General features: G+C 70.2%; 15 protein-coding genes. 6 read left to right on the top strand and 9 right to left on the bottom strand.

The genetic code is table 11. The features are described from left to right. Positions 1 to 106: 106 nt before the first annotated feature. Entirely contained in the window at positions 107 to 868 is a 762-nt protein-coding gene (locus ACIBJB_RS41795) for a phosphoglyceromutase (RefSeq protein WP_398939150.1), read from the bottom strand. 152 nt (positions 869 to 1020) lie between these two features. On the opposite strand from ACIBJB_RS41795, the gene ACIBJB_RS41790 reads away from it, so the two are divergent. Then, positions 1021 to 2280 carry an MDR family MFS transporter gene (locus ACIBJB_RS41790; protein ID WP_398939148.1) on the top strand — a complete coding sequence of 420 codons (1260 nt, stop codon included), beginning with the start codon at positions 1021 to 1023 and terminating at the stop codon, positions 2278 to 2280. Positions 2281 to 2284: 4 nt separating this feature from the next. On the opposite strand, the gene ACIBJB_RS41785 is transcribed toward ACIBJB_RS41790, so the two are convergent. Beyond that, positions 2285 to 2710 carry a DUF2000 domain-containing protein gene (locus ACIBJB_RS41785; RefSeq protein ID WP_057608839.1) on the bottom strand — a complete coding sequence of 142 codons (426 nt, stop codon included), beginning with the start codon at positions 2708 to 2710 and terminating at the stop codon, positions 2285 to 2287. 49 nt (positions 2711 to 2759) lie between these two features. Between ACIBJB_RS41785 and ACIBJB_RS41780 the strand changes: the two genes are divergently transcribed. Continuing rightward, a complete protein-coding gene (locus ACIBJB_RS41780) occupies positions 2760 to 3575 on the top strand; it encodes an AraC family transcriptional regulator (protein ID WP_398939146.1) in 816 nt (271 codons plus the stop codon). An 8-nt stretch (positions 3576 to 3583) separates the two neighbouring features. On the opposite strand, the gene ACIBJB_RS41775 is transcribed toward ACIBJB_RS41780, so the two are convergent. Beyond that, entirely contained in the window at positions 3584 to 4084 is a 501-nt protein-coding gene (locus ACIBJB_RS41775; RefSeq protein ID WP_398939144.1) for a YbjN domain-containing protein, read from the bottom strand. Further along, positions 4077 to 5414, bottom strand: a complete 1338-nt coding sequence (mshA, locus tag ACIBJB_RS41770; protein ID WP_398939142.1) for a D-inositol-3-phosphate glycosyltransferase — start codon at positions 5412 to 5414, stop codon at positions 4077 to 4079. The genes ACIBJB_RS41775 and mshA overlap by 8 nt, the downstream gene beginning before the upstream one ends. A 213-nt stretch (positions 5415 to 5627) precedes the next feature. On the opposite strand from mshA, the gene ACIBJB_RS41765 reads away from it, so the two are divergent. From ACIBJB_RS41765 to ACIBJB_RS41755, 3 genes are all read left to right on the top strand, one after another. Further along, the gene (locus ACIBJB_RS41765) at positions 5628 to 6458 is read left to right on the top strand and encodes a class I SAM-dependent methyltransferase (protein ID WP_398939140.1); all 831 of its coding nucleotides are present in this window, start codon (positions 5628 to 5630) and stop codon (positions 6456 to 6458) included. A 454-nt stretch (positions 6459 to 6912) separates the two neighbouring features. Next, positions 6913 to 7986 carry a C40 family peptidase gene (locus ACIBJB_RS41760; protein ID WP_398939138.1) on the top strand — a complete coding sequence of 358 codons (1074 nt, stop codon included), beginning with the start codon at positions 6913 to 6915 and terminating at the stop codon, positions 7984 to 7986. Positions 7987 to 8277: 291 nt separating this feature from the next. Beyond that, entirely contained in the window at positions 8278 to 9576 is a 1299-nt protein-coding gene (locus ACIBJB_RS41755; RefSeq protein WP_398939136.1) for a SpoIIE family protein phosphatase, read from the top strand. Between the two features lie 75 nt (positions 9577 to 9651). Here ACIBJB_RS41755 and ACIBJB_RS41750 read toward each other — a convergent pair whose 3' ends face one another. The 3 genes from ACIBJB_RS41750 to ACIBJB_RS41740 all read right to left on the bottom strand — a co-directional run bounded on the left by ACIBJB_RS41750 (position 9652) and on the right by ACIBJB_RS41740 (position 11405). Then, on the bottom strand, positions 9652 to 9990 hold the full coding sequence (locus ACIBJB_RS41750) for a DUF2516 family protein (RefSeq protein WP_030318102.1): 339 nt from the start codon (positions 9988 to 9990) through the stop codon (positions 9652 to 9654). Between the two features lie 144 nt (positions 9991 to 10134). Further along, positions 10135 to 10812, bottom strand: coding sequence for a hypothetical protein (locus ACIBJB_RS41745; RefSeq protein ID WP_398939134.1), 678 nt, complete (start codon positions 10810 to 10812; stop codon positions 10135 to 10137). Between the two features lie 83 nt (positions 10813 to 10895). Then, positions 10896 to 11405, bottom strand: a complete 510-nt coding sequence (locus tag ACIBJB_RS41740) for a helix-turn-helix domain-containing protein (protein ID WP_398939132.1) — start codon at positions 11403 to 11405, stop codon at positions 10896 to 10898. Between the two features lie 233 nt (positions 11406 to 11638). Here ACIBJB_RS41740 and ACIBJB_RS41735 point away from each other — a divergent pair, with 233 nt between their 5' ends. Then, positions 11639 to 12337, top strand: coding sequence for a Clp protease N-terminal domain-containing protein (locus ACIBJB_RS41735; RefSeq protein ID WP_398939130.1), 699 nt, complete (start codon positions 11639 to 11641; stop codon positions 12335 to 12337). A 107-nt stretch (positions 12338 to 12444) separates the two neighbouring features. Here the strand turns inward: ACIBJB_RS41735 and ACIBJB_RS41730 are convergent, their stop codons facing one another. Both ACIBJB_RS41730 and ACIBJB_RS41725 read right to left on the bottom strand, forming a co-directional pair. Next, positions 12445 to 12783: a YncE family protein gene (locus ACIBJB_RS41730; protein ID WP_398939128.1), complete on the bottom strand. Its 339-nt coding sequence runs from the start codon at positions 12781 to 12783 to the stop codon at positions 12445 to 12447. After that, positions 12780 to 13259 carry a hypothetical protein gene (locus tag ACIBJB_RS41725; RefSeq protein WP_398939126.1) on the bottom strand — a complete coding sequence of 160 codons (480 nt, stop codon included), beginning with the start codon at positions 13257 to 13259 and terminating at the stop codon, positions 12780 to 12782. The genes ACIBJB_RS41730 and ACIBJB_RS41725 overlap by 4 nt, the downstream gene beginning before the upstream one ends. Positions 13260 to 13282 lie beyond the last annotated feature (23 nt).

The following is a 13282-nucleotide window of genomic DNA, read 5'->3' as shown; positions in this document are numbered from 1 at the left end:
GTCGCCAAAGGAATTCTCGACCAAATTCCGGCCCGCAGTGGGCCCAGACCATGAAAACGCCCCTGATCCGCGCTATATGCGCAGATCAGGGGCGTGATCGCAAACTCTACTTCTTCTTGCCCTGGTTCTTGACCGCCTCGATCGCCGCGGCGGCCGCGTCCGGGTCGAGGTAGGTGCCGCCCGGGTTCAGCGGTTTGAAGTCGGCGTCCAACTCGTACGACAGCGGGATGCCCGTCGGGATGTTCAGGCCGGCGATGTCGGCGTCGGAGATGCCGTCGAGGTGCTTGACCAGGGCGCGGAGGCTGTTGCCGTGGGCCGCGACCAGGACCGTGCGGCCGGCGAGGAGGTCCGGGACGATGCCGTCGTACCAGTACGGGAGCATGCGGACGACGACGTCCTTCAGGCACTCCGTGCGGGGGCGGAGCTCCGGGGGGATCGTGGCGTAGCGCGGGTCCGACGCCTGGGAGAACTCGGAGTCGTCCGAGAGCGGGGGCGGCGGGGTGTCGTAGGAGCGGCGCCACAGCATGAACTGCTCCTCGCCGAACTCCGCGAGGGTCTGGGCCTTGTCCTTGCCCTGGAGGGCGCCGTAGTGGCGCTCGTTCAGGCGCCAGGAGCGGTGGACCGGGATCCAGTGGCGGTCGGCGGATTCGAGGGCCAGCTGGGCCGTGCGGATCGCACGCCGCTGGAGGGACGTGTGGACCACGTCGGGCAGGAGGTCGGCGTCCTTCAGGAGTTCGCCGCCGCGGACTGCCTCCTTCTCGCCCTTCTCGTTGAGGTTGACGTCCACCCAGCCGGTGAACAGGTTCTTCGCGTTCCATTCGCTCTCGCCGTGGCGGAGGAGGATCAGCTTGTACGGTGCGTCGGCCATGCGTATGAGCGTAATCCACGCCTTCCATCCGGGTGGTGCCCGCTCGACAGACGGACGGTTGACGGGATCTGTTAATTGAGTGGTCCGTGGTCATCTGGTCTTCGTAAGTTGTGCTCACTGCCTGAGCCGCTTACATACACGGGGGACCGTCCATGCCACTCGCCACCCTGAGACGCGCCACCCGCGAGACCGTCTCCGGGCTGCCCCGCGAGTTCTGGTGGCTGTGGACCAGCACCCTCGTCAACCGGCTCGGTGCCTTCGTCGCCACCTTCATGGCCCTGTACCTGACCCTCGACCGCGGCTACTCCGCCTCCTACGCCGGTCTCGTCGCCTCGCTGCACGGGCTGGGCGGGGTCGTGTCGTCGATCGGGGCGGGGGTGATGACCGACCGGCTCGGACGGCGGCCCACCCTGCTCGTCGCGCAGTCCGCCACCGCCGCCTCCGTCGCGCTGCTCGGCTTCATGCACCACCCCGTCGCCATCGCCGCCGTCGCGTTCCTGGTCGGCATGGCCTCGAACGCCTCCCGGCCGGCCGTGCAGGCGATGATGGCCGACATCGTGCGGCCCGAGGACCGCGTCCGGGCCTTCTCGCTCAACTACTGGGCCATCAACCTCGGTTTCGCCGTCTCCTCCATGGCCGCCGGGTTCATCGCCGAGTACAGCTATCTCGCGGGCTTCCTGATCGAGGCCGGGATGACCGCCGTCTGCGCGGTCCTCGTCTTCCTCAAGCTGCCCGAGTCCCGGCCCCTCGCACACCACGCCGAAAAGGCCCCCGACGACGTCCACCTCGCCGCCGTCCTGCGCGACAGGCGGTTCATGAGTGTCGTCGGGCTGTCCTTCCTGGTCGCCGTGATCTTCCAGCAGGGTTCCATCGGACTGCCCGTCGCGATGGGCGAGGCCGGGTTCACGCCCGCCGACTACGGCCTGGCCATCGCCCTGAACGGGGTCCTGATCGTCGCGCTGCAGATCCCGGTGACCCGGTTCATCCAGGACCGGGATCCGCAGCGGCTGCTCGTCGTCTCGTCGCTGCTCGCCGGCTACGGCTTCGGGCTCACCGCCTTCGCCGGGTCCGTCGGCCTGTTCGCCCTCACCGTCTGCGTGTGGACCCTGGGCGAGATGATCAACGCGCCCACCCAGACCGGGCTCGTCGTCCGCCTCTCCCCCGCCCAAGGCCGCGGCCGCTACCAGGGCATGTACACCCTGTCCTGGTCCGCCGCCGCCCTCGTGGCGCCCCTGATGTCCGGTTTCGTCATCGACCGGTTCGGGGCGCAGTGGCTGTGGGGGCTGTGCGCGGTCGTCGGGACGGTGACGGCGGCGGGGTACGCCGCCCTCATGCGCCGCCTGCCCGGGGATACGCCCGCCGAGACCGCCGTGATCGAGAAGTCCACCGCCACCGAGGCCAGCCCGGCCTGATCCGTCAGGGATGCATCCGCGCACCCTTGAGCACCTTGTCCACGGCATTGCGCGGCCCGTACACCGCGAGGCCCACCAGGTCCAGTTCCCCCGTCGCCACCGCCCGGACCGCCGCGCGGTTGTCCCGGTCGTTGCCCGTCGCGAACAGGTCGCTCGTGAAGAGCGCGCGCGGGAGCGAACGGGACAGCACGCGCGCGTGGGCCGTCTTCAGCGTCTCCTTGGTGCCCTCGAACACCAGCACCGGCTGCCGGAACATCGGCAGGTAAGGCACGCCGTCGGCGTCCTCGTACGGCTCGCCGACCACCTCCGGGGCCTGGGTGCCCAGGCCGCTGACGAGGAACGCGGTGACGTTCAGGCGCTGCCAGGTCTCCAGGTCCTCGCGCAGCAGGACGGCGATCTTGGTGTCGAAGCGGATGGGTTCAGTACTCATGGAATGAGACTCGCGGGCGTCGTACGGCCTCGTCTTGTACGTTCTTTGCATGGCGGCCAGAACCATGCCCGCGCAGGAGGTCACCGCGTGGCGCCCCGCCGTTCCGGGCGTCACCGAGGTCTTCCACGCCCATTTCACCGAGTACGCCTATCCGATGCATGTGCACGAGGCGTGGACGCTGCTCATCGTGGACGACGGGGCCGTGCGGTACGACCTCGACCGGCACGAGCACGGCACGCCCGACGACACCGTGTCACTGCTGCCGCCGCACGTCCCGCACAACGGCTCGCCCGCCACTCCGGACGGCTTCCGCAAGCGGGTTCTCTACCTCGACCACACCCACCTCGGCGACGAGCTCATCGGGCCCGCCGTCGACGGTCCCGATCTGCGGGATCCCGTACTGCGGCAGCGGGTGGGGCAGTTGCACACCGCGCTGAGCAGGCCCGGTGAGGAGTTCGAGGCGGAGAGCAGGCTGACGCTCATCGGTGACCGGCTCAGGACGCTCCTCCGGCCGCCGCTGTACGACGGGTCCGCACGCCGCGATCCCGCCCTCGCCCGTCGGCTGCGCGAACTCCTCGACGAGCGGGTCGTGGAGGGGCTGTCGCTGGAGGAGGCGGCAGGGGTCGTCCAGGCTCATCCGGCGCATCTCGTACGGGCGTTCAGTGCCGCTTACGGCATCGCGCCGCACCAGTACCTCAACTCCCGCCGGGTCGGCCGGGCCCGACGTCTGCTGCTCGAGGGGCAGGGTCCCGCCGAGGTCGCCGCGCTCACCGGTTTCCACGACCAGGCCCATCTCACCCGGCACTTCAAGCGGCTGGTGGGGGTGACGCCGGGGCGCTATCGCAACAGCTCCCGGGCCGGATGAACAGGTGTTCAGTCCTGCGAACGCTGGGTCAGATGCGCGAACGCGTCCAGGTTGCGTGTCGACTCGCCCCGGGCCACCCGCCACTCGTACTCCTTGCGGATCGCGGTGGCGAAACCCAGCTCCAGCAGGGTGTTGAAGCTGCCGTCGGCCGCCTCCAGGACCTGGCCGAGGAGGCGGTCGACCTCGTCGGCGGTGACCGCGGCGAGGGGGAGCTTGCCGGCGACGTAGACGTCACCGAGCCGGTCGACGGCGTAACTCACGCCGTACAGCTTGAGGTTGCGCTCCAGGAGCCAGCGGTGGACTCCTGCTTCGTTCTCGTCGGGGTGGCGGATGACGAAGGCGTTCAGCGACAGGGAGTGGCGGCCGACGAGGAGTGAGACGGTCGTCTTCAGCTTGCGGGTGCCGGGGAGCTGCACGACGTAGTTGCCGGGTGCGGGGCTCTCCCACTCGACCTCGGCGTCCTTGAGGACGCCCTCGATGACCTGTGCCGCCTTCTCTGCCTCAGCCATGGAGCGAGCGTACGTGACGCCGGTACGACTGCGCCGCGGCCGCATACACGTCCGCCGTCGCCGCGGCGGCGGTGTCCCAGCCGAAGGACTGGGCGTGCCGCGCGGCCGCCTCGCCCATGCGGGGCGTGAGCGCCGGGTCGTCGGCGAAATCGCGCAGCACGCGCGCGTAGGCGGCCGGATCGTGTCCGCGTACGAGGAAACCGGTCCGTTCGTCGGCCACGGCCACCGGCAACCCGCCGACCGCCGCCGCGAGCACCGGGGTGCCGGCCGCCTGGGCCTCTATGGCGACCAGACCGAAGGACTCGCTGTAGGAGGGCATGACCAGCACGGACGCGGCCCGGAACCAGTCGGCGAGCTGCTCCTGGCCGACGGGCGGGTGGAACCGTACGACATCCGCGATGCCGAGGCGGGAGGCCAGTTTCTGCAGGCCTTCGGGTTTGGCGAGGCCGCTGCCGCTGAGGCCGCCGACGACGGGGACGAGGATGCGGGAGCGCAGGTCGGGACGCTGGTCGAGGAGCACCGCCACGGCCCGCAGGAGGATGTCCGGGGCCTTCAGAGGCTGGATACGGCCCGCGAACAGGGGGATCAGGGCGTCCTGGGGCAGACCGAGACGGGCTCGGGCCGCCGCTCGGCCGTCCGCCGGGCGGAAGCGCTCGAGGTTCACGCCGGGGTGGACGACGGCGACCTTGGCGGGGTCGGCGGCGTAGTGCCGTACGAGTTCCTCGCGCTCCTCGGCGGTGTTCGCGATGAGGCGGTCGGCGGCGGCGACGATCTGGGTCTCGCCGATGACCCGGGCCGCGGGCTCGGGGGTGTCGCCGTCGGCGAGGTTGGCGTTCTTGACCTTGGCCATGGTGTGCATGGCGTGCACGAGCGGGGTGCCCCAGCGCTGGGCGGCGAGCCAGCCGACGTGGCCGGAGAGCCAGTAGTGCGAGTGGACCAGGTCGTAGTGGCCGGGGCGGTGGCCGGCCCAGGCCTGCATGACGCCGTGGGTGAAGGCGCACAGCTGGGCGGGCAGGTCCTCTTTGTTGAGGCCCTCGTAGGGGCCCGCGTCGATGTGGCGGACCAGGACACCGGGGGCCATCTCGACGGTCGGTGGGAGACCGCCCGTCGTCGCGCGCGTGAAGATCTCGACCTCGATGTTGATCGCGGCGAGGCGCTGGGCGAGCTCGACGATGTAGACGTTCATGCCGCCCGCGTCGCCGGTGCCGGGCTGATGGAGCGGTGAGGTGTGCACGGAGAGCATGGCGACGCGGCGGGGGCGGCGGTGCAGTCGCAACCGGTGGGGTGTTGCCTGGGAGCGACGCTGGAGCCTGCTGACGTACTGGCTCACGTGGCGTTCCTCTCCTTGCTGCGGGCATGCCGGACGGAGGGTGTGGGAACCCTCCGACGGAAGCAACACCGGAAGTCGGCATTCCCATTCCGTACGGGGCGGTTTTTGCCGAGGTATTACCGTATTTCGCTCAACCGTTCGAGGATGGGGTGCGTCGCGGCGCGGTCCGGAGTGCGCACGGTGGCCCGTCGCCCGCCGCATACCCTCGTAGGCATGACATCCCGCGCCGCCTCGCGTCCTGTGGGCACGGTCACGCGCGGGACGACCAACCCCAACCGGCTGCGCCGCATGGACCGCTGGATCACTGCCGCACACGGCGCCGAGCTGCGCCGCGCCGCCGATCCGGTCGCCGTCGACCTCGGGTACGGCGCCGCGCCCTGGACGGCCGTCGAGTTGCTCGCCCGGCTCCGTGCGGGGGCTCCACGCACGCGCGTGGTCGGCGTCGAGATCGAACCGGCCCGGGTGGCGGCGGCGAAGCCGTACGAGCGCGACGGGCTCGTCTTCCGGCACGGCGGGTTCGAGATCCCGGTCCCCCAGCGGCCGCTGCTCGTCCGGGCGGCCAATGTGCTGCGCCAGTACGACGAGGCCGAGGTGGCCGCCGTATGGGAGCGGCTGTGTGCCCGGCTGGCGCCGGCCGATCCCGCGCGGGGGTCGCGCGGCGGGCTGCTCGTCGAGGGGACCTGCGACGAGATCGGGCGTCGGCACGTGTGGGTCGCGCTCGGTCCGGAGGGGCCGCGGACGGTCACCTTCGCGACCCGGCTGGGCTCGCTGGAGCGGCCCTCCGACCTCGCCGAGCGGCTGCCGAAGGCGTTGATCCACCGCAACGTCCCGGGCGAGCCGGTGCACTCCTTCCTGCGCGACTTCGACCGCGCGTGGGCGGCCGCCGCGCCCTACGCGTCGTACGGCGCCCGGCAGCGGTGGATCCGGTCGGTACGGGACCTGACGACCGACTGGCCGGTGGTGGACGGGCCTTCGCGTTGGCGGCAGGGTGAAGTGACGGTGGCGTGGGGGGCGTTGGCACCGCGCGGGGTGGCGCACGCGTGAACTCCGGTGCCCCTGGCGGGCGGGCGCACGCTGAACTCGGGTACGTAGGGCGGGTGGCACACGCGTGAACGCCGGTGCGCCTGGCGGAGTGCCGCACGCGCGAACTCCGGTGAGCCGGGCGAAGTGCCGCACGTGTGAACTCCGGTGGACCGCGCGGGGTGGCACACGCGTGAACTCCGATGCGCCTGGCACGGCGCCGCACCCTGAACTCCGGTGCACCAGACGGGTGAACCCGCTCCGAGGTGACCTGCGGGGAACGATCTCTGTGAGTCGTTCGTCACAAAGGCGGGGAGATCGTCTTCGGCGGACGGGGAGAGGGGGATGCACCCGGGAAGCACCGGGTCGCGAAGGGCTACGCCGGTAAGGCGTGCCTCTGTCGCTTTCGGCCATGACGTGGCACGATCCCCCGAGCACCGTAAGTTACTGACGGTAAATCAGCTTTGGGGGCAGAGGTATGGGAACGGGCAAGCGCGGTCTGATCGCTACGGCCGTGACCGTGATCGGCGCGGTAGCCGTGCTGGCGGCACCGGGTACCGCCTTCGCCGCCCCGAGTCCGACCCCGAGCCCCACGGCTTCGCCGACCGCCGTGACCAACAAGGACATCGAAGCCGTACGCAAGCAGCTCGACGCGCTCTATCACGACGCGGCCGTCGCCACCGACGCCTACAACGCCGCCGAGGAGAAGGCCGAGCAGCAGTCGGCGCAGATCGTCGCCCTGGCCCAGAAGATCGTCAAGGGCCAGGAGAAGCTGGCGAAGCTGAAGGCCCGCGCGGGCGCCGCGGCCGCCGCCCAGTACCGCGGCTACGGGTTGTCGGACGAGGCGCAGCTGATGCTGAGCGACGATCCGCAGGAGTTCCTGGACAACACCGGCCGTGTGCTGCAGGGCCAGCGCGCCACCAAGGCGCTGATCGCGGAACTGACCCGGACCCAGCAGGACTTGAAGCAGTACGCCGACGACGCCTCCGCGCAGTGGACGAAGCTGGAGGCGAACCGCAAGGCGAAGGCGGCGGCCAAGAAGAAGGTCAAGGAGCAGATCGCGGCGGCCGAGAAGCTCGAGTCCCAGCTGGAGGAGAAGGAGAAGAAGCGCCTCGCCGAACTGCAGGAGCAGGCCGCCCATCAGGCGCAGACCGCCTGGCTGGACTCCGGCATCCTCGACGAGATCGACGGCACGGCGAGCGCGGCCGGGAAGATCGCGGTCGCCTTTGCGACGACCCAGATGGGCAAACCGTACGAATGGGGCGCCGAGGGCCCTGACTCGTACGACTGTTCCGGACTGACCTCACAGGCCTGGGCGAGCGCCGGCAAGCCCATTCCGCGCACCTCGCAGGAGCAGTGGAAGCAGCTCAAGCACGTCGACGTGAAGGACATGCGGCCCGGCGACCTGATCATCTACTTCGACGACGCCAGCCATGTGGCGATGTACCTCGGCGACGGCGCGATCGTGCACGCGCCGCGGCCGGGCCGGACGGTGACGATCGCCGGAGCGGGGTCGATGCCGATACTCGGGGTGGTGCGGCCGGACGCGTGAGCGGCCCCCGGGCGACCAGGGGTGACCTGGACCAAGTGAGACCTGGGTCATGTGATGCGGGGCACGCCTGACGGCCCCGCAAACCTTCCGCGAACGTGACGTTCGTCATCCCCGCGGCACGCGCCATCTGTCCAACTGCGGTGGATAACGCGGCATATGACAGTGGCCACCGGCCAAGCGGCGTGTCTCACGCCATTCCTTTCCCGCCCCGGCACCCGCTATGGTCCCCGTCGGTGGATCGAGACCCCTCGCCCCACCATGCCCTCGGGGGGAGGGAAGGAATCCGAGACCATGCCCGTACCCATACCGCGGCAGCGAGCGATCCCGGCCGTGGAAAGTGGTCAGGCGCCGGCCGCACCGAAGGACGCCCCCTCCAAGGAAGCCCCGCGCAAGGAAGCCACGGTCGACAACAACGCCACCACCCAACTGAGCCTGCTGGTGATCGAGGACGATCCCGGCGGGTCCACAGTCGTCCCCGAGCTCCTGGACTCGGCCGGCAAGCCGATCCGCGTCCGCACCGCCCGCAACCTCACCGAGGCGGAGCGGCTGCTCACGGACGACGTGCACTGCATCCTGCTCGACCTCGCGCTGCCCGCCCCCGGCCGCTCCGATGACGACGACGAGCTCGCCGTACTCCGTCACGTCCTGGAGCTCGCACCCCGGCACGCCGTCCTCGCGCTCACCGCGTCCGGCGACGCCGAGCGCGGGGCGGAGGCGGTGCGGGTGGGCGCCCAGGACTATCTCTTCCGGGACGAGCTGGACGGACGGCTGCTGAGCCGGGCGATCCGGTACGCGGTGGAGCGGAAACGTTCCGACACGGCGGAGCGCAGGCTCGCCGAGGGACGGGTGCGGGCGCAGGAGAACCGGCGCCTGGAGCGCGGGCTGCTGCCCACGCCGCTGCTGGAGGGGTCCTCGCTGCGGTTCGCCGCGCGGTACCGGCCGGGCCGGTCGCGTGCGCTGCTCGGCGGTGACTTCTACGACGTCGTACGGACTCCCGACGGGACCGTGCACGCGATGATCGGCGACGTCTGCGGGCACGGCCCCGACGAGGCGGCGCTCGGCGTGGAGCTGCGGATCGCCTGGCGTGCGCTGACCCTGGCCGGGCTGTGCGGGGACGAGTTGCTCGGCACGCTGCAACAGGTGCTGGAGCACGAGCGCTCCGACGAGGAGATCTTCGCGACGCTGTGCACGGTCGACATCGCGCCGGACGGGCGGCGGGCGGGGCTGTGTCTCGCCGGGCACCCGTCGCCGCTGGTGGCCCGGCCGGGGCGGCCCGCGCGGCTGCTGCCGTACGACAACAACGGGCCCGCGCTGGGCCTGCTGCCGGGGGCCCGCTGGCCTCGGATGCAGGTGGAGTTGGGCGCCGAGTGGAGTCTGATGCTCTACACCGACGGGCTGATCGAGGGGCGTGTCGGCGAGGGCGGGGAGCGGCTGGGCCAGGACGGAATGGTCGCCATGATCCGTCGCCAGCTGTCCGAAGGGCTGCGGGGCGAGGCGTTGCTGCGGGCCGCGGTGAACGAGGTGCGCTCGCTCAACGGAGGCGAGTTGGCGGACGACGTGGCGGTACTGCTGCTCGACCGGGAGGGTTAGCGGTTCGCGCCGCAGGGGTGTCTGTCGTGTGCGGGCTGAGCGCCCCTTGAGGGGCGCTGTCCTCAGCCCGCGGGATCACCTGCCGCCGTTGTACGGGCCGTAAGGGCCGTCGCTGCTCGAACCCCTGCCCCGGCCGCTGCGGCCGCCGCCCGGGAGGGCGCGGATCGCCGGGCGTACGTCGACCATGTAGACGATCGTCGCGATGAGGCCGATGATCGGCAGGAACGACAGGATGTTGAAGATCAGGTTCACCACGAAGGCGAGCCCGAGGATGATCAGCCAGAAGGGCTTGGTCTTCTTGTCGGCCGCGCGGTAGGCGTCCTCACGGCGGATGGCAGCGTCGAACAGCGCGAAGCCGCTGAAAACGATCAGGGCCATGCTCAGCAGCCACATGAAGCCTGCGAACCCCTGCATCAGCACAACGTCCACCACCTGACTCGGCTCGTCATTTCGCGATTACGCGGTCACCGTACCCGCTCCCGTGAGTCCGCTACCCGCAGAACGGGCCGGGCACTCGGTAAGTGCCCGGCCCTGAGTCCCGAAGTGTCCCGCGGTGCCTTACTTGGCGGGCGGGGCCTTCTTCGCCGTCGTGGTCTTGCGCGCCGGCGTGGTCTTCTTGGCAGTGGTGGTGGTCGTCTTCTTCGCCGGGGCCGGGGCGGCGGCCGTGGCCGGGGCGGGCTTCGGGGCCGGAGTCGCGGTCGCCTGCTCCTTGACCTCGCCCGGCCCGGCGTTCGGCTCGACGGCGATGGCGAGTTCCTCGATCTCCTCGGCGGCCTCGCCACGCCAGGTCTTGACGGCCTGCTCGCCGTGCTCGGCGACCTTCTCGTAGGTCTCCCGGGCCTTGACGGCGTACTCGGCGGCGACGCCGACGCCGCGCAGGGCGAAGTCCTGGGCGGACTCGCCGAGCTTCTTCAGGTCCGCGTCGAGGGTGGTGCCGATCTTCTTGATGTCCCCGTCCAGGTTGGTGATGAACTCACCGACCTTGGTCTGGAGGGTCTCCTGCGTCTCCTTGACCTTGGCGCCGGCCTCCTTGGCACGGGCCTGGGCCTTCTCCTGGACCGCCTTCGGGTCGGTGCTGCGCACGGCCTCGATACGGGCCGGCGCCTCGGCGCGCAGCTGCTCGACCAGGCCGGGCACCTTCTTGGCCTCCTGGAGGGCGAGGTCACCGGCGCCGGCGAGGAAGTACAGCGGGGTCGGGTCCGTGACGGCCTTGCGGATGTCGTCGGTGATGGCCATGGTGGTGGTCCTCCCGGATCGCATTCTGATGAGGGTTTTGGGTCCCGCGGTGCCAGTCGGCGTGCTGTGAGGCGTGTCGAGTCTCAACTGGCCGTCTGGTGCGGGTCGGCGTCGCTGCCGTCGGTCGTGCGGGGGTCTTCTACGGCGGTGTCGTCGTCCAGTACGTCACTGTCCTGGACGTCGCTGCCCCGAAGGGCCGTACCGTCGCTCTGCGCGGCGGGTGCCGCGTCCGGCGGGGCTATCTCGAACCCGTTCTCCTTGCGGAAGGACTCGTAGATCTGGATCAGCACCTGCTTCTGCCGCTCGTTGAGCGTGGGATCGGCGAGGATGGCCGCACGCGTCTCCACGTCGTCCCGGTCCCGCTCGGCGTCGAGGATGCCGGCCCGCACGTACAAGGTCTCGGCGGAGATCCGCAGGGCCTTGGCGACCTGCTGCAACACCTCCGCGCTCGGCTTGCGCAGCCCGCGCTCGATCTGGCTCAGATACGGATTGGACACCCCGGCGGCATCGGCGAGCTGCCTGAGCGACAGCTGCGCGGTGCGCCGCTGTTCACGCAGGTATTCACCGAGATTGCCGACGTTGAGCGATGCCATGTCCCCACTGTGCATCATCCGCGCTAACTATTGCAAGCAGGCGCTTGCAATAGTGTGTCACGCCACGTGGAGAACTACGTCGACCGGCTTCGCCAGCTGTCCTGTCTCAGCGATGTCCGGGCAGTCTCTGAGATCTCCGGGCATCTGGGCTGACGTCTCAGTCATCTCAAGGCACCAGCGAGCAGAGGCAAGTACGTCTTGACAATTCCAAACTGTCAAGGCGTACTTGCCTAATGACTCTTCCGGACCTGGACGATCTCATCGCGGAAGTCGACCGCAGGTGCGACACCGCACACCGCCCCGGCAGCCAAGAACAACCCGACTGGCTCGCCCTCCTCACGGTCGCCGCCCAACTCGCGGGTCAGATGCAGGCGCTGGCTGACGACCTGGTCGAGGACTACGTCGAGCACTGCCGGATGCACGGCAACTCGTGGACCGACATCGGCACCGCCCTCGGCGTGACACGACAGGCGGTCCAGCAACGCTTCCACGCACCGCACAAGCGCTACAGCCCCGAGACGATGACCGACGACCTCCGCCAGGCGATGACCCACGTCAAGCAGGCGGCAGTCCATCACCGCAACAACTACATCGGCACCGAGCACCTGCTCTGGGGACTGACCGCACAGGACAACAGCGCCACCCGACTCCTGCAGGCTGGCGGTGTCTCACCGGAGACCGTCCACCAGTCCGTCGGCACCCGACTGAGCATGGGCGCCTCCCAAGCTGCCGAGCGCATCGCCTGGACGCCCTACTCCCGCAAGGCCATCGCCATCGCGGAGGCACGATCCGAGCAGAACGGCTCCGACCGCATCGACTGCGACGACCTGTTGATCGGCCTCGCCCAGGTCGGCCGCGGAGTCGCCGCCGACGTCCTGGCCGAGGCCGGCTTCGGTCCAGCCGCCCTCGACGCCACACCTGCGGACGCCTGAGCCCATCGCGGCCCCGACGACCCGGACTGCGAGAGAACGGCGCCTTGCCCGGACTTGAATGAGACACATCGACGAATCCCGTCTCACTCAAGTCCGGGCACCGCAGGTCAGCGGGGCGTGATGCCCGGACTTATCCAAGACAGGACAACGGCGAAGTGCGACACGGAGTGCGGGGTGGCGGTCCGGAAGGACGCGAGGTCCCTGAACAGAGCGAGCCACACACGGTCGCCGCCGGGAGAGATCGCGACGGACATCGGCGGCTGCCCTACGTCGACCGGCTTCGCCAGCGCTTTCATCGTCCTGGTGTCCACGACGGAGACCCTGTTCAGGGCCACGGTCTCGGCCCCGAGTTCGACCGGGGCGCCGACCGCTTTGCCGGTGTCCGGGTCGATCATCGAGACCGACGTGCCCCGGGCCACGTAGAGGCGCCGGCCGTCGGAGCTCACCGTGGCGTCGGTCCACTCCCTTCCCAGGGGAATGCGGCGCTCGGCGACCTTGTCGGTGCAGGGTCGATCGACGCGGCCTCATCGGGGGACTTGCTGAACACCCAGGCACGGTGGTCCGCGGCGACCTCGATCCTGACGGGTGTGCCCACCGGTTCCATTTCCTGTGCGGCGAACACCGTGACGGTGCGAGCCTCGGGCTGCACCGGATACAGGGAGCGGCCGTCGTCGCTCCCTGCCACGTCCGAGGCCGCCGCGTCGAGCGCCACAGGACCCTTGACCGTCCGGTCGCTCGCCGCATCGACGACGCTGATCGACCCCGGCGGGTCGTCGTCGGCCGCGACCGCCGCCCAGTGCAACTCGGTGGTGACGTACAGGGTCTTGCCGTCCTTGCCGTAGGCGGCGTTCAGCGGGGTCACCGCGGTGCGGTCCGCCATGCCGCCCGCGAGGACCCCGTCGAAGCCGTCACCCCCGGTCACGAGTGGCGCTTGCGCTGCGGAGC

Source organism: Streptomyces sp. NPDC050759 (assembly GCF_044456945.1).
Classification (GTDB): domain Bacteria; phylum Actinomycetota; class Actinomycetes; order Streptomycetales; family Streptomycetaceae; genus Streptomyces.
This window is presented reverse-complemented; position numbering and strand designations above follow the sequence as displayed.

Coding starts and splice junctions, on each gene's coding strand:
- ACIBJB_RS41780 (WP_398939146.1), top strand. CDS start 2,760: ATGGCGGCCAGAACCATGCCCGCGCAGGAGGTCACCGCGTGGCGCCCC.
- ACIBJB_RS41740 (WP_398939132.1), bottom strand. CDS start 11,405: ATGGCATCGCTCAACGTCGGCAATCTCGGTGAATACCTGCGTGAACAG.
- ACIBJB_RS41795 (WP_398939150.1), bottom strand. CDS start 868: ATGGCCGACGCACCGTACAAGCTGATCCTCCTCCGCCACGGCGAGAGC.
- ACIBJB_RS41745 (WP_398939134.1), bottom strand. CDS start 10,812: ATGGCCATCACCGACGACATCCGCAAGGCCGTCACGGACCCGACCCCG.
- ACIBJB_RS41750 (WP_030318102.1), bottom strand. CDS start 9,990: ATGCAGGGGTTCGCAGGCTTCATGTGGCTGCTGAGCATGGCCCTGATC.
- ACIBJB_RS41755 (WP_398939136.1), top strand. CDS start 8,278: ATGCCCGTACCCATACCGCGGCAGCGAGCGATCCCGGCCGTGGAAAGT.
- ACIBJB_RS41760 (WP_398939138.1), top strand. CDS start 6,913: ATGGGAACGGGCAAGCGCGGTCTGATCGCTACGGCCGTGACCGTGATC.
- ACIBJB_RS41790 (WP_398939148.1), top strand. CDS start 1,021: ATGCCACTCGCCACCCTGAGACGCGCCACCCGCGAGACCGTCTCCGGG.
- ACIBJB_RS41765 (WP_398939140.1), top strand. CDS start 5,628: ATGACATCCCGCGCCGCCTCGCGTCCTGTGGGCACGGTCACGCGCGGG.
- ACIBJB_RS41735 (WP_398939130.1), top strand. CDS start 11,639: ATGACTCTTCCGGACCTGGACGATCTCATCGCGGAAGTCGACCGCAGG.
- ACIBJB_RS41785 (WP_057608839.1), bottom strand. CDS start 2,710: ATGAGTACTGAACCCATCCGCTTCGACACCAAGATCGCCGTCCTGCTG.
- ACIBJB_RS41775 (WP_398939144.1), bottom strand. CDS start 4,084: ATGGCTGAGGCAGAGAAGGCGGCACAGGTCATCGAGGGCGTCCTCAAG.